This is a genomic window from Faecalicatena contorta (genome assembly GCF_022835095.1).
In the GTDB taxonomy this organism is placed as follows: domain Bacteria; phylum Bacillota; class Clostridia; order Lachnospirales; family Lachnospiraceae; genus Faecalicatena; species Faecalicatena contorta.
Genome location: NZ_BQNQ01000001.1, coordinates 212,803 through 236,052, shown reverse-complemented (window position 1 = coordinate 236,052; position 23,250 = coordinate 212,803). Strand labels below are relative to the sequence as shown.

Here is a 23,250-nt window from a genome sequence, read left to right as displayed (position 1 = left end):
ATTATTATGACATTAGCAACAAAAATTGTTTTTATTGCAGCTTTAATTTTAAGTATTATTATCCCATTTGGCTATTACTTAATCGGGCAGAAGAACAAAAAGCGTTTTAAAAGGACGATTGGCGTAAATGCATTCTTTTTCTTTGGTGCGTTTGTCATCGCATCCATCATGATGCTTGGCGGAGAAGTGAATGCGGCAGAGACAACTGCCGCTGCGGCTTCTACGGCAACAGGACTTGGCTATCTCGCAGCCGCTCTGGTTACCGGTTTATCCTGTATCGGCGGAGGTATTGCCGTAGCAAGCGCTGCCAGCGCTGCCCTCGGCGCAATCAGCGAAGACTCCAGCGTGCTTGGTAAGTCCCTTATTTTCGTAGGTCTTGCAGAAGGTGTTTGTCTTTACGGATTAATCATCTCCTTCATGATCCTCGGTAAACTTTGATATGAAGATGTTTCTAATCAGTGATAATGTCGATACCTATACAGGAATGCGCCTTGCAGGCGTAGACGGAGTAGTCGTCCACGAGCGCGGGGAGCTCCAGGAGGCCTTACAGAAGGTCCTTAAGGACGAGACAGTGGGGATCGTTCTGCTGACGGAAAAGTTTGGAAGAGAGTTTCCGGACATGATCGATGAATTCCGTCTGGAAAGGAAGATGCCCCTGTTGATTGAGATTCCTGACAGGCACGGAACCGGCCGTAAAAAAGACTTTATTACATCCTATATTACCGAGGCCATTGGGCTGAAACTGTAGATCAAAATAAACAAAGCAGAGATATGAAGTTATTATTCATGGGGCCGCGGGCCACGCTGCACGGCATCCGAGCCAATAAAGTGATGGGGACAGGCATCTGTCTATCCGCCATCGGCGGCTTTAAATGAACCATATGCTGTTAATACACGACCTACAGGCCGTGAATAGTAACGATATGAATAATAGAAGGAGGTACCCCTCTTGACTTTGGAAGAAAAAATCGCACACCTGCGGTCCGCCTCGATGAAAGAAGCAAGGGCTGAGGGAAACGCTATCATAGATTCCTACCGTGAAGCGCTGGAACGAGTATTTGAAGATCATAAAAAAGAGGCGCTTGGCCAGTCCGAGACGCGCATTAAGGCTGAAACCGTCAGTGCCAGGCAGCAGCTGAACCAGGCCATGGCCAAATCACAGCTGGATTTAAAGCGCATGCAGGGAAAGGTCCAGCAGGATCTGAAAGATAAGATCTTTGCTGAGACAGTTGCTTTAGTTCACGATTATATGAAGACAGAAGCTTACGAGGATTACCTGATCCAATGTATCCGCAATGCCGTCCATTTTGCCGCAGGGGAAGCTATGGTTATCTATATCAACCCTTCCGACGAAGGCCGGCGCTCCGATCTGGAGGATGCTCTGGGCACCCGGCTTACGGTGAGTGCAGAGGATTTTATGGGCGGAATACGGGCAGTCATCAGAGGCCGTAATATTCTGATTGACAATTCATTTAAGACGGCTCTTCGGAATGAGTATGATAAATTTGTTCTTTTAGGAGGTGACGGCATTGCTTAACACTGGAACTATATATGGAATTAACGGCCCCGTCATTTATCTGAAAGGCAATACTGGTTTCCGCATGTCGGAAATGGTATACGTGGGCAGGGAAAAGCTGGTCGGGGAGGTCATCTCTCTGGACAAGGACCTGACCACAGTGCAGGTCTACGAGGAGACGTCGGGACTCTGCCCGGGGGAAGAGGTGATTGCAAGCGGCAGTGCGGTTTCCGTCACTCTGGCTCCGGGTATACTAAACAATATATTCGACGGAATTGAGCGCCCTCTGGAGAAGATTGCTGAGAACAGCGGCGCATTTATCACCCGAGGCGTGAGCGTAGATTCGCTGGACCGCAGCAAGAAATGGCCAACGCACATCGTCGTCTCTAAGGGAGATTACCTCCATGCCGGAGATATTATAGCGGAGATTCCTGAAACCCATGCCATCATGCATAAATGCATGGTTCCCCCCAATATGGAAGGAACTGTAACCGATACCGCAGAAGACGGCGAGTACACCATTGATGAAACCCTGGTCACTCTGGAGTTATCCGATGGAACACACAGGAAGCTGACCATGACACAGCACTGGCCGATCCGCACGGCCCGTCCGACCCATCACCGATTTCCTGCATCCACGCCCCTGATCACGGGCCAGCGTATTATCGATACCATGTTTCCGATAGCCAAGGGCGGCACCGCTGCCGTTCCCGGCGGTTTCGGTACAGGCAAGACGATGACGCAGCATCAGATTGCCAAATGGTCCGACGCCGATATTATCATCTACATCGGCTGCGGCGAACGCGGCAACGAGATGACCCAGGTCCTGGAAGAATTCGGGGAACTGACTGACCCCAGGACCGGTAATCCGCTGATGGACAGAACGACGCTGATTGCAAATACCTCCAACATGCCTGTTGCTGCCCGTGAGGCCAGCATATATACCGGGCTGACACTGGCGGAATATTACCGGGATATGGGCTACGATGTGGCGATCATGGCGGACTCCACCTCCCGCTGGGCAGAGGCTCTCAGAGAGCTCTCCGGACGCCTGGAAGAGATGCCTGCAGAAGAAGGATTTCCTGCGTATCTTGCATCCAGGCTTTCCGCCTTCTATGAACGGGCGGGTATGATGCACAATTTAAATGGAACCGACGGGTCTGTAACCATCATCGGGGCGGTCTCTCCACAGGGCGGTGATTTCTCCGAGCCGGTCACACAGAATACGAAAAGATTTGTCCGCTGTTTCTGGGGTCTGGATAAGAGCCTGGCCTATGCACGGCATTTTCCGGCTATCCACTGGCTGACCAGCTACAGTGAATATCTCGGGGATCTGGCTCCCTGGTATCAGGATCATGTCTCCCCAAAGTTTGTGGACTACCGTAACCGCCTGATGGCCCTGCTGAACCAGGAGAGCAGTCTTCTGGAGATTGTTAAACTGATCGGAAGCGATGTGCTGCCCGATGACCAGAAACTGGTTCTGGAAATTGCCCGCGTGATCCGGCTTGGTTTTCTGCAGCAGAATGCATTTCATAAGGACGATACCTGCGTATCCATGGAAAAACAGTTCCTGATGATGGACATTATTTTATATCTTTATAAGCAATCCCGTTCACTCGTAACCATGGGGCATCCAATGTCTGTATTGAAATCAGAAAACATATTCGATAAAATCATTGCAATTAAATATGATGTTCCTAACGACCAGCTGGAAATGTTCGCCCAGTACAGACGTGATATCGATGCTTTCTATCAGCGTGTGCTGGAAAAAAATGCTTAAAGGGGGAAAACAATCTCATGTCAATAGAATATTTGGGACTCAGCAGTATTAATGGCCCTCTGATAGCACTGGAGGGCGTTCAGGACGCCTTTTTCGATGAAATCGTAGAATTTGTCGTAGACGGCTCGGAACGCAAAATCGGACGAATCGTAGAGATATATCAAAACAAGGCAGTCATACAGGTATTCGAGGGTTCCGAAAATATGTCCCTCAAGAATACGCACACCCGCCTAACCGGGCACCCTATGGAAATCGCCCTGTCCCCGGATATGCTGGGCCGCACCTTCAACGGTATCGGGCAGCCCGTAGATGACCTGGGGCCCATTGTATCCACATTAAAGCGGGATGTAAACGGCCTCCCGCTGAACCCGGTCATGCGGGAATACCCGAGAAACTATATCCACACCGGAATCTCCGCAATTGACGGCCTGACCACACTGATCCGCGGGCAGAAGCTCCCGATCTTCTCGGGAAACGGACTCCCCCACGACCAGCTGGCGGCTCAGATTGTAAAGCAGGCTTCCCTGGGGGATGATACCAAAGAACAATTTGCCATCGTATTTGCCGCCATGGGCGTCAAACACGACGTAGCCGACTTCTTCCGCCGTACCTTTGAAGAAAGCGGCGTGGCTGACCACGTAGCCATGTTCCTGAACCTCGCAAACGATCCGGTTGTAGAGCGTCTGATTACGCCAAAAGTAGCGCTCACCGCCGCCGAATACCTGGCTTTCGAGCAGAACATGCATATCCTGGTCATCCTGACCGATATGACCTCCTTTGCAGAGGCTATGCGTGAAGTCTCCTCCTCCAAAGGGGAGATCCCAAGCCGTAAAGGTTTCCCCGGATACCTGTACAGTGAACTTGCAACCATCTACGAGCGTGCCGGCATCGTACAGGGCGTGAACGGCTCCGTAACCCAGCTCCCGATCCTAACTATGCCAAACGACGACATCACGCATCCGATCCCCGACCTGACGGGATACATCACGGAAGGACAGATCGTACTGGAAAGAGAGCTGCACGGCCAGTCCATCTATCCGCCCATCAACATCCTGCCCTCTCTCTCCCGTCTGATGAAAGACGGCATCGGTGAGGGATACACCAGAGAAGACCACCAGGATCTGGCGAACCAGCTCTTCTCCGCCTACGCCAAAGTAGGAGACGCCAGAAACCTGGCTTCCGTCATCGGAGAGGATGAGCTGTCACCGACCGATAAAAAGTATCTGGAGTTCGGAAAAGCATTCGAAGAGCGGTACATCGGCCAGGGACCGAACGAAAACCGCAGTATGGAAGAGACACTGGATCTTGGCTGGGAACTGCTCAGACTGCTGCCAAGAGAAGAACTGGACCGTATCGATACTAAGATCCTCGACAAATACTATTAGGGGTCTGACCCCAATGAGCTCCATATTCAGAATATTCTGACTAATCAAGTGTTAAAAGGAGGAACTGCATGGATCCACGTACTTTTCCCACCAAAGGAAATCTTATGCTGGCAAAGAATTCTCTGGCTCTTGCAAGGCAGGGATACGACCTGATGGATAAAAAAAGGAATATCCTTATCCGGGAACTGATGAATCTGATTGATGAGGCCCGCGGTATACAGGATGAAATCGACACCACGTTCACTTATGCATACCAGTGTCTGCAGAGAGCTAATATTGAGCATGGAATCAGCATGGTATCGCAGCTTGCCTATACTGTGCCAATTGAGAACTCCATCACAATACAGACCCGCAGTATTATGGGAACTGAGATCCCCCATGTAAAATATGTACCGGGAAATAATGCCCCTACGTATTCTTTCAGTACAACCAAAGAATCCATCGACCTGGCTACCGAAGCCTTCCGCAAGGTGAAAGACCTGACTGTAAAGCTTTCTATGGTGGAAAATGCGGCCTACCGCCTTGCGGCTAATATTAAGAAAACCCAGAAACGGGCAAATGCACTGCAGAATATTACAATTCCTATGTATTCTAAGCTTGTATATAGTATTACCAATGCACTGGAAGAGAAGGAGCGTGAGGATTTCACCCGGCTGAAGGTTATCAAACGCATGAAGCAGAAAAAAGGAGCCTGACTGCTGTCAGTGCTCCTTTTTTACCTACTTATCCAAAAAACTTCCGATCCGTCTCTTCCCTCAGATACAAACTTCCAGTAATACAAACTCTAACGCCCTCCCGCCTTATACTCCCTGCATGCCTCTACATAAGCAAGAATATTTTCCATCGGTACTTCCGGCTCCAACATATGTGTGGGCGCCACCATAAGACCACCCTTTTCACCGGCAATATCCAGATTTTTCCATACCTCTGCCTTTACTTCCTCCGGTGTCCCAAAGGGCATAACTGTCTGTGTGCCTATCGTTCCGTGAAATGAAATCCGATCCCCATATTTCCGATAAATTTCTTCAAAGTCCATGCATTCACTCTGGATAGGATTCAGCACATCCACACCCGCATCAATCAAGTGTGGGATCAGCGGTTCTATGAATCCGCATGAATGATAGAAAATAATAACTTCAGGGTTGATTGCTTTTACATAATCAATCAGTGCCTTCAGCCTTGGCTTTATCCATTCACAATACAGATCTTCGCTCATCATAATTGTATGCTGCATTCCAATATCATCCCCAAAGAAAAGTGCATCCACGCCCGCTTTTACATAGGATTCTGCACGTACTTTCGCCATTTCCAGAGCCTTGTCGAACATAAACTCTGCCATATCACTGCCTTCCATCATGTCGCAGAACAGTTCTTCCATACTTCTTAGATACCAGGAAATCTCCCAAAGTGTAATCTGCATATCCCCCAGCGCTATCAGATCACGTTTTTTCGCATCCTCCACCTGTTCCTTCTGATGTTCTTTATAGCCATTTGCAAAATCAGGGAACGGGTAAGCCTGCAGATCCTCCAGGCTCTCCGCATTCTCCAGCGGATGCCGCATATATGTCATATGCATACTGTTGGGGGAGGATTCGTGCCCGACTCCCCACTTGTCTATTTCCCCATTTTCGGCTAATGGTGGATTAAAAAACGGACGGTATATCTCAGTATCATGGTCAAGCAAACGGATATCTTCTATTTTCTTCCATGGAAATCCAAAATACTCTTCATAATCGTCTGTTCCGAACCGCTCTTTCATTTGTTCCTGCAAAGAGGGACAGAGCACAAACTCAACGGGTACATGCTCATAGCCTTTTCTTTTAATCAAAGACTTGAAATTTTCTCTGTTTGTCATGTGAATTCTCCTTACAATTTATTTTACAGCGCCTGTAATTCCCTCGGCAAAGCTCTTCTGCAGGGCAAAGAAGACGATTACAGTAGGCAGTGTACAGATTGAAACCGCCAGCATAAGCATACCATAATCTGTCACATATCCTGCTGTAAGGTTTGCCACCAGCATCGGCATTGTAATGCTTTCTTCTGTAAGCATAATTACCTTTGGCCACAAATAATTGTTCCAGGCATTCATAAATATAATCGTTGCCGCTGCCGCATAAGTTGAACGCATTGTCGGCATAAACATACGGAAAAATATCTGAAGTGCATTTAAACCATCGATTTTTGCAGCCTCAATGATATCATAGGGAAAGGACCGCGCACTCTGCCTGAAAAACATAATCATCAGAGGCGTGGAGATTGTAGGCAGTACAAAACCTAATGCCGTATTGAGCAGTTTGGCCTGCGAAAACATTTGGAACAAAGGTATCATAGTTGCAACAAAAGGTACCATCATAGCCATTAAAATCACGGCCATCAGTATATCTTTTGCCTTGTCATGATATATTTCAAACCCATAGCCGGCCAGGGAGCAGACCAACAGACTAATGAATGTCAGGATTACCGCATATTTAAAAGAATTCCACAATGCCGTTCCTACAGACTGATTCGCCAGCAGATTTTTCAAATTTTCTATGAGATAAGTCCCCGGAAGTAATTTCCCATTAATAATATCAATACTCTTGTTCGTAGCTGATACACCCATGTATAAAAAGGGGAACACGCTGATTACAGAAGCTATAATCAAAACGATATATGGTACAGATCTTTTTGCTTTAATCACGCTTATCACCTACTTTCATTTGAACAAATGCCATAACCGCAACCAGGATCATAATAAGGAAGGACATAGCGGCCGCATAGCCAAAGTTTGGTACATACTTAAAGGAAACATTGTATATGTAATGTGACATGGATAATGTCGCATTTCCGGGCCCGCCGTTTGTCAGATTTACAGATTCATCAAAGAGCTGCAGTACTCCGTTTACTGACATTATGGCAGTTAGTACAAGGGTGGGCTTCAACAAAGGAATTGTGATTTTGCAAAATTGCTGGAAAGAATTAGCTCCGTCGATTTTGGCCGCTTCATAAACTGAATGCTCTATATTCTGCAGGCCGGATAAATAAAAGACCATATTATAGCCTGTCCACCGCCATACCATAGCAACAATAATGATAATCTTCGCACTCATTGGATGACCCAGGAAATCATAAGGTACGGAAAAGATTCCCGTATTTAACAAGACCAGATTAATCAGGCCGTCTGCTGCAAACAATGACTTAAACACCAGAGAATAGGAAACAAGCGAAGTCGCACAGGGAAGGAATATACATGTCCTGAAAAATCCCTTGCACCGGAGATTCGGCTTGTTAAGTATGGTTGCCAGTATCAGTGCAAACAGTATCATGATAGGGATTTGTATTAGGTAAAAAAGCGTATTTGGAGCATGTGAAAAAGTTTCTGTAAATAAGGATTTATGTGGTCTTCTATGATAAAATAAAAAATCATAGGAGGCCTTTTATTATGGCGAGAGAAAAGAAACCGGTACACAAAGTACAAATGACAGATGGAAAGCGAAACATTATTCATCAGCTTCTGCAGGAATACGATATCCAGTCAGCAGAAGACATTCAGGATGCCCTGAAGGATCTGCTTGGCGGTACCATCAAAGAAATGATGGAAACAGAGATGGATGAACACCTGGGCTATGGAAAGTCAGAACGTTCTGACAATGACGATTACCGCAATGGCTACAAATCCAAGCGTATTAACAGCAGCTATGGCAGCATGGATCTCCAGATTCCTCAGGATCGGAAGTCCACTTTCGAACCACAGGTAGTCAAAAAACGGCAGAAGGATATCTCTGATATTGACCAAAAGATCATCTCTATGTATGCCAAAGGCATGACCACACGGCAGATTTCTGATACACTGGAGGATATTTACGGCTTTAAGGCTTCAGAAGGCTTTATCTCCGATGTTACCGATAAGATCATGCCTCAGATTGAGGACTGGCAGAACCGTCCTCTTTCAGAGGTATATCCGGTGCTCTACATTGATGCCATCCACTACTCCGTCCGTGATAATGGTGTCATCCGCAAACTTGCGGCTTATGTGATTCTCGGGATTAATCAGGATGGACGGAAAGAAGTCCTGACCATAGAGGTTGGTGAAAATGAAAGTTCCAAATACTGGCTGTCTGTTTTGAATGGCCTGAAAAACCGGGGAGTAAAAGACATTTTGATTATCTGTGCTGACGGGCTGACCGGTATCAAAGAAGCAATCGCAGCTGCATATCCAAAGACGGAATATCAGCGCTGTATCGTGCACCAGGTTCGTAATACAATGAAATATGTGTCAGACAAAGACAGAAAGCCATTTTGTGCAGATCTTAAGACCATCTATCATGCAGCAACGGAGGAGAAAGCGCTAGAAGCCCTGGAACGTGTCACTGAAAAATGGAGCGAAAAATATCCCAATTCCATGAGAAGCTGGAAGCAGAACTGGGATGCCCTTTCCCCGATTTTCAAGTTTTCAGCAGTGGTCAGAAAGGTCATTTACACGACCAACGCCATTGAGAGCTTGAATGCCACCTACCGCAAGCTAAACCGTCAGAGAAGTGTATTTCCAAGCGATACAGCTCTTTTGAAAGCGTTGTACCTGTCTACATTTGAAGCTACAAAGAAATGGTCAATGCCTATCAGAAACTGGGGTCAGGTCTATGGAGAGCTAAGCATCATGTATGAGGGGCGGCTACCAGAATAAGTCCTTTTAAGCAATCTGCTACAGGCGGATTTTTCCGCCTGCTCTTGACATGCAACAGCATGTGCTGTTATATATAAACCAAGGGCTGAAAGCCCAACTAAGAACTTTCAGCCCACCTGTTATCATAGAAGATCAGCATTTACAGACTTTTCTTCACACGCTCCGTATTTGTCAATGTTTCCATAAATACTTTGTCCTGAAACATTCTGACATAATTGCCTATCCCGTTAAACTTATTTCCTGCACCCACTCCTGTTTGAAATGATATGATCAGTGCCCTGAAAATCGGAATGAAACTCATAAACAATATAAGTATTGCCCCGGGAGCTAAAAATGCCCAGCCCGTAAGGCTGCCCCGCCTGCTCAGAGTCATCCTCTTCCTTCTATTCTTGTTATCCACGCCTTTGTCTCCTTTCATTTAAAATGGATCAGTTTGAACCCAAACTGATCCATCTCTAAGCATATCAGGGTTCTTTTATTTACCCATACTAAATTCTACTGTCTCTTCTGCAGTCTTTAATTCTGAAGAAATGTCAGCTCCATTGACCACATTACTCAGAGCTGTTGCCACAGCATCTCTTGCATCAAAATAATACATACCAGTAATATTGCTTGGAACCTTGCCTGCATACTTTGTTATTTTCTCATAGATTGCATCCCCGTTAAAGAACTCCTGTGGTTCTGCATAGACTTCGCTGTCTCCAGCAGGCAGATAGGTTGTTAGGGCGCCTGTAGATGGCAGAATGTTTTCATAAAATTCTACGCTTCCGGCAAATGTCTTATTTAAGAAATCAATCGCTAGATCCGGGTTTTCAGAATTAGATGTAACTGCCCAGCTGGATCCGCCATTGCTTGAATAATTTGTAGCATTATCAACTCCGTCCATCTTCGGCATATTTGTAATTGCCCATTTCCCGGCCTGGTCTTCAGAGCTCTGAATCGTTCCAAGGATCCAGCATCCATTGATAGTACCTGCTACGTTTCCTTTTGTAATAGTTTCCACATATGCATTCCAGTCATTTACCAGCTGAAGTACTCCTGTCTCAACAAGTTCAGCATAGATCCCCATTGCTTTTTCCAAGACTTCGTTATCCGACAGATTCGCACTGCCGTCTTCTTTGAACATAGATGCACCTGCTGACTGCAGCATTTCACAAATCAGATCAGGCTCTCCGCCATACTGTGTCATAAGCGGTTTTCCTGTTGCTTCTAAAACCTTTTTCCCGTTCTCTATGTACTGATCCCATGTAATATCCGTAAAGTCATCAATTGTCAGGCCTGCCTGCTCCAGGTAGTCTGTCCGGTAGCAGCCGATACATGTCCCATTATCAAACGGAACCCCGTAATTCTTTCCATCAACAGTTGAGAATCCCACTTTACCAGGGCTGAATTCATTGAATTGTATTCCGGAATCAGTCAAATCCACAAAGGCGTCCGGATAACTTAATGTATTTTTCTGAAACGCATTATCCTGTATCAGCAGAATATCCGGCAGAGTACTTAAATCGCCCGATGTAGCCGCGGTCGTCAGTTTTGTCTGTACATCCTCCCAGGGAGTCTCAACAATATTTAACTCAAAGTTCGGATTTTCTTTTTGATAAATAGCCTCTGCCTCTTCCAGGGCTACAATACTGAATGCCGGATCCCAGCACCACACGGTCAGGCTGTCTCCCTTCCCGCTTTCTTCACTTGTTTTTTCATCTTTTGGAGTGTCCGCTTTTTCACCACTTCCGCATGCAATAAGCCCGCCTGCCATAACAGCAGTAAGTAAAAGTGCCACAATTTTCTTTTTCATTCTCTTTCCTCCTAAATTTCCCGTACTGTTTGCCATCCACTTGGTTTCATTTACATTTAGTTTTAAACGATAATACCGGTATATCAGCAGAACGGCCTTCATATGTACATTTTGTACATATTCTAACCTGTTCTATAATTGTTATGGGTATATTATACCATCGCCTTTTTTCCGATTGTTAACATTAATGCTCTTAAAAAAAGCAAATTCGACCATTTTATTTGTACTAATTATGTCCTTTATTCTGCAGCTCTGCTGCAGACTCACCCGCAGGGCATGTGTGACAGGACGCCCTTTAGGTATCGTTAATGCAATATAAAATAAGGGCCTCTGCTCCATAAATGATTACTCATCTATTTAGCATCAGCCCCGTTTATAAAAAACATGCCTGCCCCTTCATCAATAACCTTAAAATTCCCAACCTTTTTTCGCATGAACCCGGTATTTTCCTCTCCCTCTTACATTCGATGTTACCTGCTTTTTCCACTGATATGGGCTGATCCCAATAATCTGCTTGAAATTTCTGTTAAAAGTAGACATCGTCTGATATCCTGCCCGGGCGGCTACCTGTTCCATTTGGCAGTCTTCTTTTTTCATCAAATCACATGCAGCCTGTACACGAATAAGATTAATATACTCTACAGGCGTCATATTCATGTCCGTTTGAAAAAGCCTTCGGAAATGCGTTTCACTTAAATGACAGCATTCCGCCAGGTCCCCAATCATAATCTCTTCAGTATAATGCTTGCTTATATACTCTAAGGCAGATACAATCTTGCTCCTGTTTTCTGAACTGGATGACTGCACACCTGCTTCTTTTATGCGTAATATTTGAAAGATTATATTCATTAATGCACATCGGATAGAATCTTTCGAGTAGTTACCGCCCTGGCTTGCGAGCTCGAAAACCATTAATACCAGATTTCCCAGATAAGGCACCTCACTTATAGTTAGTACATATGCATCCGTTGTAATGCTCGTCCGTATCTTTTCGCCTTTATACAAGTTGCTGCTGAATGCATCTAATATAAGCTCCTCTGCATCAAAATAGAGAAACCCCCAATGGCTCCTGATATCACTGTTCGTCGAATGCGGATAATTTTGCGGAATAAAGGTAAATGTCCCTTCTTTATAATCATAGTACTCCTTGTTTAATACCACCTGTCCCTTACCCCTATGGCAATATCCTATCTCTACCATATTATGAAAATGAAGTTCTTTATTTCCTTTGCTGTAATCGCGGTTCCAGCTTTCTCCCGTCAATGCCAGAACCGGCTCCTGATCAGGCTTTTCATAAAACCGGAATTCAATACACTCCCTTTTACTCCCACCCATCGCAATTCTCCTCCAAATGTATTATTACAGAACCTTCTTATTCATCAGCCTTCCATATAAAAGAGGTACCGCACAATAACTATTTTCAGCCATTTTACGGTACCAAAATTAATATTTAACTTTAAAATTCAAATACCGCAACCCCATATCCCGGCAGCGGATATGCAAAAGAATACTTCCTTCCGTCACATTCCTGTTTCTCAGCCTTATAAACGGTAGGCCTCTCCTCACCGCTTCCGCCGTACTCCTTATCATCACCGTTCAATACAAGCTTATACTGTTTCCGTCTCGGAACACCAACCCTGTAATCCGGCCTGTCAACAGGCGTAAAATTGCATACAAACAGCAGATTCTTTTTATTGTCCTTTGAATGCCTTACAAAACTGAAAATACTACGGAACGTATCATCCTTGTTGATCCATTCAAATCCCTCCGGATCCCCATCCAGCTCATAAAGCGCTTTGTTCTTCCTATATAAATGAAGCAGGTCGCGGTAGAATCTCTGTATCTGCTGATGCGGCTCCTCCGAAAGCAAAAACCAGTCCAGTTCCCGTTCTTCGCTCCACTCCCTAAGCTGAGCAAAATCCTGTCCCATAAAGAGCAGCTTTTTCCCAGGATGCCCGATCATAAACGCATATGCTGCCTTCAGATTCGCAAACTTATCAAAGCCTTCCCCCGGCATCTTATTCAGCATGGAGCACTTTAAATGCACCACCTCATCATGCGAAAGTACCAGTATATAGTTCTCACTGTAAGCATATTCCATAGAAAATGACATCTGATAGTGTGCATTCTTCCTAAACAGCGGATCCAGCTTCATGTACTCTGTAAAATCATGCATCCAGCCCATATTCCACTTCAAGCTGAATCCCAGCCCGTCATCCTCCGGAGAACCCGTCACCTTCGGCCATGCGGTGGATTCCTCTGCAATCATCATTGCTCCGTGATTCCTTCCCAAAATAACAGAATTCAAATGCTTGAAGAATGCGATTGCTTCCAGGTTCTGATTGCCGCCGTACTTATTAGCTACCCACTGTCCATCCTGCTTGCCGTAATCCAGATATAGCATAGAAGCCACCGCGTCTACTCTCAAACCATCCACATGATAATGCTCGATCCAGAACAGTGCATTGGCAATCAAAAAATTCTGAACCTCCGGTTTACCATAATCGAAAATCTTAGTTCCCCAATCCGGATGCTCTCCCTTTTTTGGATCTGCATACTCAAAAACCGGCGTGCCGTCAAAATCAGCCAGCCCATGTGCATCCTTAGGGAAATGCGCAGGTACCCAGTCCAGAATAACCCCGATCTTATTCCTGTGCAGATAATTAATCATATATGCAAAGTCTTCCGGTGTACCATACCTGCATGTAGGCGCATAATATCCGGTCACCTGGTATCCCCAAGAGCCGTCAAAAGGATGTTCTGCCATCCCCATTAGCTCTACATGGGTGTAACCCATCTCTTTTACATACTTCACAATGGCTTTGGCAAAATCTCTATAGGTGTAAAACCCTTCATCTTCTCTGCCCGGATGTCGCATCCAGGAACCCAGGTGCACCTCATAAATAGCCAGCGGATTTTCCCTGCTGTCCCAATCCTTTCTTGCTTCCATCCATTCGCCGTCCGTCCATGACAAATGCGAAATGTCTGTAATTCTGGAAGCCGTCCCCGGACGCATCTCCGCATAATTGGCAAATGGATCTGCCTTGAAGAGCCGTTTTCCCTGCATCGTCTCTATACAGAACTTATATAAATCACCGTCCTGCACCCCGGGAATAAAGCAGGTATAGATTCCCGCAGGTTCCTGTCGTTCCATATAATTCTCTTCAAAGTCCCATTCGTTGAAATCACCCACTACAGACACACGCCTTGCATTCGGCGCCCATACCGCAAAGTAAACGCCCTCTTTTCCCCTCACTGTCACCTTGTGGGCACCAAGCTTTTTATAGATCTCATAATGTGTCCCCTGGCCGAACAGATACTGGTCTAATTCCCCAATTTCATAAGGCTTCACTTTCTTTTGTACGGTTTTATTCTTTCCCATAAGCCCACCTCACTGCTCGTATTTTATATGTTCAATTATACTTGATATGACCGGAAAAGGAAAGAGAAATCCTTCTCTGCAAGTCACAGAGTTCTGATACATAATGCCCTAAAAGCATTTACCGTCTGGAAATAAAACAGACAGACTCAGCAGAATCTGTCTGTTTTCACTATTATATATTAAAATCCTTTTCTGATAAGATAATCCTGTCAGCATCATCCGTATTTTTGCCAAATACTCGTTTAACCAGCTTCTTAGCAGATGCCTTCTGAGAATGTTCCATAGCCTCATCCATGACTTCCTTAACTTCAGCTACTGTAACTGCATGATCCTCTCTCTGAAGTGCGTCAATCCTGCTGTATAATGCAAGAATCCCCATCTCATCAATGCGGTATCCGTTCTCCTGAGCATACGTTTGGCCGAATGTAACAAGCTCATCGTTAATGAAAATCGGCACTTCCAAACGGCTTGTAAACTTCCTGCGGAACTCCCTGTTAGAAGAAAGCAGTCTGTCCAAAGGCTTTCTCTGCTCCTCCAGAACCACCATCATCTCTCCCGTATCTCTTTCCATCGCCTTATTCAGCCTAGCCACGGTCTTTTCATTCAGCTTTCCGGCCTTCTCTATGATCAAAGCGCCGCCATACAATTTTTCAAAAATATCACTGATTTTCTTCTTATTCAAAGAGTCGCCCGTAACAATTGCAACCTTACCCTGTCTGATATTTCTCTGCTTCTGGATTGCTTTCACAACGTCCACAGCCAGAACTGTTTTCCCATTCCCTTTATTACCAATAATGAGAAGGTTGCCCGTTTTGGAAGTTCCATTGCGGTTTGAACAGTTATGATCCTGTTCAAGTACATCCACTAGCTGCTCACTCATGCCGCGTACCGGCACGAAATAAGAGAATAACTTTTTCTGCTCCTCGGTAAGTCCGGCCCTTGTCCCGATCCCGCTCTGTGTCTCCAGGTCATATCTTCCATGGACTACAAATCCCGTGTCTGACATAGAAAGGGCATCTGATATCTCATTGAGCGGAAGCGGCGCGGTCTTGCCTGTAGCAATCATTTTAGCGGTCTCTTTACGGCTCAGCGGGGTCGTTGCAGACATAATATCAATACCGTCATCATCGTCAGGTATCTCCCTGTCATCAAATCCTTCCGCATGCTCCGGATTCGGGCGGAACTCTTCCTCCAGCCCAGCCGCTATATCTTCTATGTCATCAGACGGCTCCTCTGCATCGTATTCTGCCAGTTCCTCCTCATACTCATCATAGTAATCCTGATCATACTCCTCTTCATATGATTCTGCCCCGGCATCCTCGTAGTCTTCCTCATATGTTTCACCGTCATCAAACTCGTCTTCCGGATATTCTTCCTCTTCATACTCCTCTTCGAAGTCATCCTGTCCGTCATCATATTCATCATCATAGAGTTCATCGGTTTCTTCATATTCTGCCGTAAATTCCTCTTCTTCTTGATAGGATTCCTCCGCATCATCGTACTCTTCTTCATAAGAGTCCTCATACTCCTCAACTTCCTCCGGAAGATCGTCAATAAAGCTTTCCATATCTTCCTTCAGATCGTCTGAAGCATCCAAGAACTCCGCAATATCGTCGATACGGAGCTGCTGCGTAATTGCTCCCATATTCTCACGTGGTTCGTCAGACCGTCCCGACGTTCTTCTCACCGGTTGAGGCTCCTCAGGCAGCACTCCCTCAATCTCATCTATCAGTCTCTGAATATCCGGCGGCAGTATCGGTTCCGCATTTTTCTTCTTTTCTTCCATCTTGTCCTCTTCTGCCGGTTCTTCCTGCTCATCATGTCCTATACCCATCAAAATATCTTCGATGCTGAGCTGGCCTTCAACCTGATCGTCATTCACCGGCTTTTTATTCTCCTGCTTAATATTATCTGCTTTTGCTGCTTCTTCTATTCTCTCAGGTGCTTCTACATGTGGCTCCTCCTGAAGTTCAACTTCACTTTCTGTTAACGGTTCGTCCTCCGTCAATTCTTCCGCTGCATCTTCCAATATATCTTCTTCTAAACTAGACGTGTGTTCCTCGTCCCGCAGATCATCCGTGGAATCTTCCTTTATTTCTTCCACGAAAATTTCATCCTCTGAACGATACGCAGACTCTTCTTTCGGAAGATCACCCGTGGGGTCTTCCAGTAATTCTTCCTCGGTAAATTCCTCATCTAAGCCATAAGCGGACTCTTCCTCCAGCAGTTCTTCCCCCGAATCTTCCAGTAATTCGTCCCCGGTAAACTCTTCCGCTAAATCATATACCGGCTCTTCTTCCTGCAGCTCTTCCGCTGGTTCTTCCTCTGGCTCTGTTTCCTTCAATTCATCCTCTGTCAGTGCTTCCGCTGGCGCTTCTTCTGACAGTTCCTCATAAGCGTCTTCTGACAGCTCCTCTGCCGGCTCTTCCATTGGTTCCTCTTCAAGCAGTTCCTCTTCAGTATCTTCCAACAGTTCTTCCTCCAGCGGCTCGTCTTCTGTATCCTCTAACGCCTCACCATCCCATGATTCTTCAACAGAATCCACATCCTCTTCCAAAGGCTCCTCATCCCAAAGCTCCGCTTCTGCTGATTCAAGAACTTCTTCCAATAAATCGCCGTCAATTCCTTCCGTCTCTTCTAAGAGTCCCGCCCCTGCTGCTCCCTGAGCTTCCTCAGAGAATACTTCGCTGAGGATTTCCTCTGCCGCTTCCTGCAGTTCTCCATCCGCAGCTTCGATTGCAGCTTTCTCTTCCTGAGACGGATCTTCCTCTATATCGCCGGAAAGTTCCTCCTCCAGAGGTTCCGCTTTCAATTCTTCCAAATCTTTGTCAAAGTGAATCTCTCTTTTACGCTTCACTGCATATTTATTTACAAGCTCCAGATCAATTACTGATTCGATCTCTTCAATTGCTGCCTCAAGCTCAGGTATGTCTTCTTCTTCAAGCTCTTCTTCTGCCTCAGCTTCTTGTTCTTCCTTTTTGGGCCGCAAAAGACTCTGCAGAGCATCCTCCAGCTTCATCCTGCTGCCAATTCCTTTTTGCTCCAGTCTCTGCACCGTCTCGTCTACCGGAAGATCATCCGGCTCTTCTGTCTCCGGCATCTCCTCATGATTCTGCTCTGGCTCTGCTGAATCCGCTTCCGCCGGAACCTCATCGTCATCTGCCGCTTCATACACGACATCATCTACTTCTGCCGGCGTGTCCGTGTCATCCGCATCATCGCTGTCCAGCCCGTCTGCCGCCAGGGCTGCCTTTCTTGCCTGATATTCTGTCAGATCAGGAAGTTCTTCTGTTTCTGATTCAATCTTTTCGTAGCGATGGTCATACTTCTCCTGCTGTGAAGGTGTAAGCTGTTTATACTGCATCTTGAGTTCCATCGCCTTATAAACAAACTTCCCTTCGCTGAACCAGAGGATCAGGTCGTCGCATTCCTCCAGACACTCTGCCGTCATACCGGCCTCCTGATACAGTCTGGCCAGTTCATACGCCCATTCTTCAATGTACTCTGCCTTCTTAAACTCCTCGAGAGCCTCAATCTGCTGCTCAACCGGAGCCCTTCTGGCTCTTAATATCTTGTATCTCAAAATATGCTGGTTGGGATCTTTCGGCGCAACCTGCATAAAATCATCATAATAGTCAATGGCTTCATCTACATTTCCTGTTTTAAGTGCCAGAGCGCATAAACGATAGATAACCTTCCTGCTGCCTTCTGCACGATGATAAGCAATATTCAGAACCTCATAACTCTTCTGATTGTCCCCGTTCCTCTCATATATGTCACTGACATTTGTCAGCATAGTGGCGTTTCTGACTCTCTTCCAGTCGATGGTATCCGCAATCTCGGCGGCTTTATTATATGCACCGCTTTCCATAAGTTCAAGCATCTGTTCTGTCTTTAACTTATATTCGTACTTATCCACTGCACTCACCTCGTTCATATAATATTATTTATATCTTTTATCCGGCATACGCCCGTTTATACGCACATGTGCAGATAATTCTGTCCTTAGTTTACCATAAGCCCTCCTCAATGTCAAAAAAATGCATCCTCAATTAACATTGAAGATGCATTTTAAGACTTATTTAATTTTCTCATTCTATATATTTTATAAATCGGAGGAATCTACTGATTTACGTTCCTGTAAGACCTTTACCGTTTTGTTTATTGATGCTTCAGTCTGTTCACTAAGACTGGCTTATTAAACCTCCTGTCCTTCAATATACAAATCGATTATACAACTAGAACCCAATCCCTTTCGCTCTTGGTATCGATTCATAATTCTAAAGTATAACCTTAGGTTATTCATCCTATAGCTGTTTGGTTCCCGCAGTATTGTTAACAATATTCCGGCATCCTATTAAGCTATTTCTTCTATAACTATGTACACTTTTTATGAAATGATATCCTGTTAATGTTTCTTTACACATATCAGGAACTCTGTTATATGTGGTATCTATATTCAATACGTCTGCAAATGGTAAATCGTTGATTTTAATCCAGCTTCAGAACTCTCCGATTAAATCCTTTTCATTCTTCTTTTGTACTGGATTCCTTTATCTTATATCGGTAAAGGTCTCTTCTTCACAGGAACTTCCATTTGCCGTACCACTAACATATTGATTAATAAATGATGTCGAATTGTCCATTGGACCTTTCCTCCTTCATCTAACATTTTAATCTCATGGAACATTTTTATTTATGTCCATTCAGATGATTTCCTTTGAGATATCTTTTTATTTTTATTTATCTCGCTTGGATTAGTTAGATAATATCATACAAGCCCATCTTTGTCAACACACTTTATCCTTTTTTTATAAATTAATCCATAATTGTATTAATTTCACATATTTATCAGATTATTTTGAAAATCAGAATTTTTAGAATCGGTTATAGGGACGCTGTGCGGCCTGTCTATTTCCCGACAGCGCCCTATTTTCCGGCTCAATCTAAACAACTTTTAGAGGTATACTCTCTTATTCACATTTTGTAAAGTACATGGAAATTCCCTGTCCACCTCCGATGCACATACTGATCATCGCATCTTTCTTATCTGTACGCATCAATTCATACATCACCTTTACAGTCAGCATTGCACCAGTCGCCCCAATCGGGTGTCCTATGGAGATACCTCCGCCATAAATATTTACTTTTTCAGGGTCCAGTCCGAGATCTCTGCTTACTGCGTATGCCTGGCTCGCAAATGCCTCATTAATTTCAAACATATCGATGGATTTCAGATCCAGGCCTAATTTTTCCGCCAGCTTCTCACTAGAGAACTTCGGTGAATATCCCATCAGTTCTGCATCAAATCCTGCGATTGCATAACCTCCGATTTTTAACTTCGGAGATACTCCCAGTTCTTCTGCTTTTTCTTTCGACATAACAACAACTGCTGCCGCACCGTCATTCAAACTGGAGGAGTTTGCAGCTGTTACCGTACCGCCTTTTACAAAGCAAGGTCGAAGCTTTGCGAGTTTTTCCATACTCTGCCCTTCTCTTGGTCCTTCGTCTGTATCAAATACTGTTACATTTCCTTTACGATCTTTTAACTCTACCGGAAGAATCTCATCCTTGAACTTTCCTGCTTTGATTGCCGCACAGGCTCTCTGGTGGCTCTGTACTGCAAACGCATCCTGTTCTTCTCTTGTTACGTGATATTTCTCAGCAACATTTTCTGCTGTTACACCATTATGATTTCCGTCAAGCGGCCATGTCAGGATATCAATCACACCATCTTCAAACACTTTGTGTCCCATTCTTGCTCCCCAGCGGGCATCCTTTACATAATACGGAAGCTGAGAAATATTTTCAGAACCACCTGCCACTACAACTTCTGCCTGACCTGTCTGGATTTCCATCACAGCCTCTGCAATGGACTGCAATCCGGAACCACACTGACGGTTTACAGAATATGCAGTTGTCTCTTTTGGCATTCCTGCTTTCAAACTGATTGCCCTTGCAACAAATCCATTCTCTGCAACCTCTCCAACCTGCCCGATGATCACTTCGTCCACAACCGCCGGATCAATCCCCGCACGATCCACTGCTTCTTTTACAACCATTGCGCCCATTTCTATTGCTGAAATATCTTTTAAACTGCCGCCATAACTTCCGACCGGAAGTCTTACACCACTGACTACTACTACTTCTTTCATCACTGTCTCTCCTCTCTCCTAACATCTTTGTGACAAACCCGCAAAGGGGTCTGACCCCTTTGCCCTTCGTTTTCTGAATTTTCTGAAATTTTATTCGTATTTATAGAATCCCTGTCCGGATTTTCTTCCGAGATGTCCTGCTTTTACCATCGTCTCAAGCAATGGACATGGTCTGTACTTGCTGTCATGGAAACCGTTGTACAGTCCCGTCATCGTTGCAAGCATAACATCCACGCCTACAAAGTCTGTCAGTTCCAATGGTCCCATGGGGAAATTACAGCCCAGTTTCATTGCGTTATCGACATCTTCCGGTTTGCAGCCTTCCATTACCATGAATGCTGCCTCATTCTGCATCGGTACAAGTACACGGTTTACGATAAATCCCGGATATTCCGGTGCATCTACCACTGTCTTTTTAATCGCAGTTGCAAATTCTTTTACTTTATGGTAAGTCTCATCTGCAGTTGCAATTCCACGAATCAGCTCTACCAATTTCATTACCGGAGCCGGATAAAAGAAATGTACCCCCATTACTTTGTCCGGTCTGTTTGTTGCTGCTGCGATTTCTGAAATACTTAGTCCTGACGTGTTTGACACAATCAGTGTCTCCGGATCAGCCAGTTTATCCAGCTGCTCAAATACGGATTTTTTCAGATCGATTTTCTCTGGAACTGCCTCGATAATCAGATCTGCTCCTTTTACATCCTCCATATGACTGCTGTATGTCAGTCTTTCAAGTACTTCAGCTTTCTCTGCTTCTGTAATTTTTCCTTTGGCAATTTTCTTTACAAATATTTTTTCTATGTTCTCTTTTGCCTTTTCAATTGCTGGCTCAAACACATCAATATTCTTCACTTCATATCCAGCCTGCGCACATGTCTGTGCGATACCGCTTCCCATAAGTCCTGCACCGATTACTGCAATTTTCATTCTCAATTACCTCCCAATTTAGTCAATTTGTTTTCCCTTTATATTTAAGGATTTTTCTTTTAACTTTAGTCCAAACGGACCATCCTCGATGAATAATCTCTCATCCATCAGCTTCAGCTTCGGGCTGACAAGCGGCTGAAAATCCATCATATCCAGCACTTGTGTCTGTAAATCTATTCCCGGCGCGATTTCGATCAGTTCCACGCCCTCTTTACAGAGGCAAAATACTGCACGTTCTGTTACGATCGTAACTTCCTGGCCTTTTTCTCTGGCCATCGGTCCGTTGAAAGACAACTGCGCAACCTGTTTTACCATCTTGCGGATTTTTCCTTCCTGTAAAATGGTCAGCCTGCCGTCAGCAAACTGATATTTTGCTCCGCTCGCCGTAAATGTTCCGAGAAATACTACTTTCTTCGCATTCTGCGTAATATCAATGAATCCGCCTGCACCTGTACATCTCGATCCCATCCTGGTCGAATTGACACTGCCGTCCTCTCCAAGTTCTCCGAGACCCATGTATGTAATATCGACACCGGCACCGTTGTAATAATCCATCTGCTCATGATGTCCGATCATCGCATAAAGGTTTTGACCGATCCCAAAATCAATCCCCCCGGCCTGGACTCCTCCATAGATTCCTGACTCCACGGTAATCATAATATCATCGGAAACCCCTTCTTCATTACACACTTTTCCGACCATATCATTTGGAATTCCTGTTCCAAGATTCACGACTGCGCCGTCATATAATTCCTGCGTTCCTCTTCTGGCAATGAATTTCCGTTCATTGAACGGTGCCGGAGGAATATTGCCCTGCGGCACCCGCACCTGTCCGCAGTACGAAGGATCAAAATACCAGGAAGATGTCTGCCTGTGGTCTTCCCGGGGATTCTCACAGACAACAATATGATCGATAAATACTCCAGGAACCGTCACATCCTTCGGATTGATAGTACCTGTCTGTACAACCTGTTTTACCTGTGCGATCACAATTCCGCCGTACCTTTTGGCAGCCAGAACAGCCGGAAGCACTTCCAGTTTCATAGCCTCTTCTGTGGTTGTCAGATTACCCATCTCATCACAAACCGTCCCCCGGATTACGCATACATCAATCGGTATCTGTTTGTAAAACATGTACTCTTCACCAGCATATTCGATGATATCTACTATATCTTTCAGCGGTTTTGTCCGCTCATTCATCTTTCCGCCTTCCACACGCGGATCAATGAATGTTCCCAGCCCGACTTTTGACATTTTCCCCGGCAGACCACATGCCATGCTCCGATATAGCTGTGCAATCTGGCCCTGCGGCAGACAGTACGCCTCAACCTGGCTGTTCGCAATCATTTCCATCCAGCGCGGCTGCAAGCCCCAGTGAGAACCGATGATTTTGGTTACCATACCTTCGTGTGCCAGATGTTGAATTCCGTCTTTGCGGTCACTCTGCCCACAGGAGTGAAGCAACGTCAGATTTGACGGATGTCCTGTATCCAGATAGCTTTTTTCCAGTTCCTTTAAAATAGATTCGCTGGCGCTTACCAGTGTCATAGCAATCGTGCAGACAGTATTGCCGTCCTTTATCTTAGCAGCCGCTTCCTTTGCACTCACAAAATTTGCTTTCAGCATAACTTCTTTCCTTTCTCT

At 45.2% G+C, this 23,250-nt stretch carries 17 protein-coding genes and 1 pseudogene; 7 read left to right on the top strand and 11 right to left on the bottom strand.

All coding sequences use genetic code 11. The annotated features are described in order from the left end of the window. The first annotated feature begins 6 nt into the window (after positions 1-6). The 6 genes from MWG26_RS00995 to MWG26_RS00970 all read left to right on the top strand — a co-directional run bounded on the left by MWG26_RS00995 (position 7) and on the right by MWG26_RS00970 (position 5,376). Positions 7-438, top strand: coding sequence for an ATP synthase subunit C (locus MWG26_RS00995; protein WP_025654114.1), 432 nt, complete (start codon positions 7-9; stop codon positions 436-438). Between the two features lies 1 nt (position 439). Next, positions 440-748, top strand: coding sequence for a V-type ATP synthase subunit F (locus MWG26_RS00990; RefSeq protein WP_025654113.1), 309 nt, complete (start codon positions 440-442; stop codon positions 746-748). A gap of 201 nt (positions 749-949) precedes the next feature. Beyond that, positions 950-1,537: a V-type ATP synthase subunit E gene (locus MWG26_RS00985; RefSeq protein WP_025654112.1), complete on the top strand. Its 588-nt coding sequence runs from the start codon at positions 950-952 to the stop codon at positions 1,535-1,537. Then, on the top strand, positions 1,530-3,296 hold the full coding sequence (locus MWG26_RS00980; protein WP_025654111.1) for a V-type ATP synthase subunit A: 1,767 nt from the start codon (positions 1,530-1,532) through the stop codon (positions 3,294-3,296). Before MWG26_RS00985 ends, MWG26_RS00980 begins: the two co-directional genes overlap by 8 nt. A 17-nt stretch (positions 3,297-3,313) precedes the next feature. Continuing rightward, positions 3,314-4,681 carry a V-type ATP synthase subunit B gene (locus MWG26_RS00975; RefSeq protein ID WP_025654110.1) on the top strand — a complete coding sequence of 456 codons (1,368 nt, stop codon included), beginning with the start codon at positions 3,314-3,316 and terminating at the stop codon, positions 4,679-4,681. A 68-nt stretch (positions 4,682-4,749) separates the two neighbouring features. Further along, complete coding sequence (locus tag MWG26_RS00970; RefSeq protein WP_025654109.1) at positions 4,750-5,376, top strand: V-type ATP synthase subunit D; 627 nt, start codon at positions 4,750-4,752, stop codon at positions 5,374-5,376. A gap of 89 nt (positions 5,377-5,465) precedes the next feature. Here MWG26_RS00970 and MWG26_RS00965 read toward each other — a convergent pair whose 3' ends face one another. The 3 genes and pseudogenes from MWG26_RS00965 to MWG26_RS00955 all read right to left on the bottom strand — a co-directional run. Further along, complete coding sequence (locus tag MWG26_RS00965) at positions 5,466-6,536, bottom strand: uroporphyrinogen decarboxylase family protein (RefSeq protein ID WP_025654108.1); 1,071 nt, start codon at positions 6,534-6,536, stop codon at positions 5,466-5,468. Positions 6,537-6,554: 18 nt separating this feature from the next. Then, entirely contained in the window at positions 6,555-7,283 is a 729-nt protein-coding gene (locus tag MWG26_RS00960) for a carbohydrate ABC transporter permease (protein WP_081732994.1), read from the bottom strand. A gap of 70 nt (positions 7,284-7,353) precedes the next feature. Then, a pseudogene (locus MWG26_RS00955) lies at positions 7,354-8,019 on the bottom strand (carbohydrate ABC transporter permease); the annotation flags it as partial. Positions 8,020-8,102: 83 nt separating this feature from the next. On the opposite strand from MWG26_RS00955, the gene MWG26_RS00950 reads away from it, so the two are divergent. Continuing rightward, positions 8,103-9,344, top strand: coding sequence for an IS256 family transposase (locus tag MWG26_RS00950; RefSeq protein ID WP_117441395.1), 1,242 nt, complete (start codon positions 8,103-8,105; stop codon positions 9,342-9,344). Positions 9,345-9,483: 139 nt separating this feature from the next. On the opposite strand, the gene MWG26_RS00945 is transcribed toward MWG26_RS00950, so the two are convergent. The 8 genes from MWG26_RS00945 to MWG26_RS00910 form a co-directional block, all read right to left on the bottom strand. Next, the gene (locus MWG26_RS00945) at positions 9,484-9,762 is read right to left on the bottom strand and encodes a hypothetical protein (protein WP_244062683.1); all 279 of its coding nucleotides are present in this window, start codon (positions 9,760-9,762) and stop codon (positions 9,484-9,486) included. A gap of 57 nt (positions 9,763-9,819) precedes the next feature. Further along, complete coding sequence (locus tag MWG26_RS00940; protein WP_025654105.1) at positions 9,820-11,139, bottom strand: ABC transporter substrate-binding protein; 1,320 nt, start codon at positions 11,137-11,139, stop codon at positions 9,820-9,822. 408 nt (positions 11,140-11,547) lie between these two features. Next, positions 11,548-12,474: a helix-turn-helix domain-containing protein gene (locus tag MWG26_RS00935; RefSeq protein WP_117441152.1), complete on the bottom strand. Its 927-nt coding sequence runs from the start codon at positions 12,472-12,474 to the stop codon at positions 11,548-11,550. A gap of 121 nt (positions 12,475-12,595) precedes the next feature. Beyond that, the gene (gene glgB, locus MWG26_RS00930; protein WP_025654103.1) at positions 12,596-14,521 is read right to left on the bottom strand and encodes a 1,4-alpha-glucan branching protein GlgB; all 1,926 of its coding nucleotides are present in this window, start codon (positions 14,519-14,521) and stop codon (positions 12,596-12,598) included. A gap of 172 nt (positions 14,522-14,693) precedes the next feature. Beyond that, a complete protein-coding gene (locus tag MWG26_RS00925; protein ID WP_244062682.1) occupies positions 14,694-18,458 on the bottom strand; it encodes a hypothetical protein in 3,765 nt (1,254 codons plus the stop codon). Between the two features lie 1,036 nt (positions 18,459-19,494). Further along, a complete protein-coding gene (locus tag MWG26_RS00920) occupies positions 19,495-20,676 on the bottom strand; it encodes a thiolase family protein (RefSeq protein ID WP_025654048.1) in 1,182 nt (393 codons plus the stop codon). Between the two features lie 90 nt (positions 20,677-20,766). Further along, positions 20,767-21,606, bottom strand: coding sequence for a 3-hydroxyacyl-CoA dehydrogenase family protein (locus tag MWG26_RS00915; protein WP_207658947.1), 840 nt, complete (start codon positions 21,604-21,606; stop codon positions 20,767-20,769). Positions 21,607-21,624: 18 nt separating this feature from the next. Continuing rightward, positions 21,625-23,232, bottom strand: a complete 1,608-nt coding sequence (locus MWG26_RS00910; protein WP_025654046.1) for an acyl CoA:acetate/3-ketoacid CoA transferase — start codon at positions 23,230-23,232, stop codon at positions 21,625-21,627. Between the last annotated feature and the right edge of the window lie 18 nt (positions 23,233-23,250).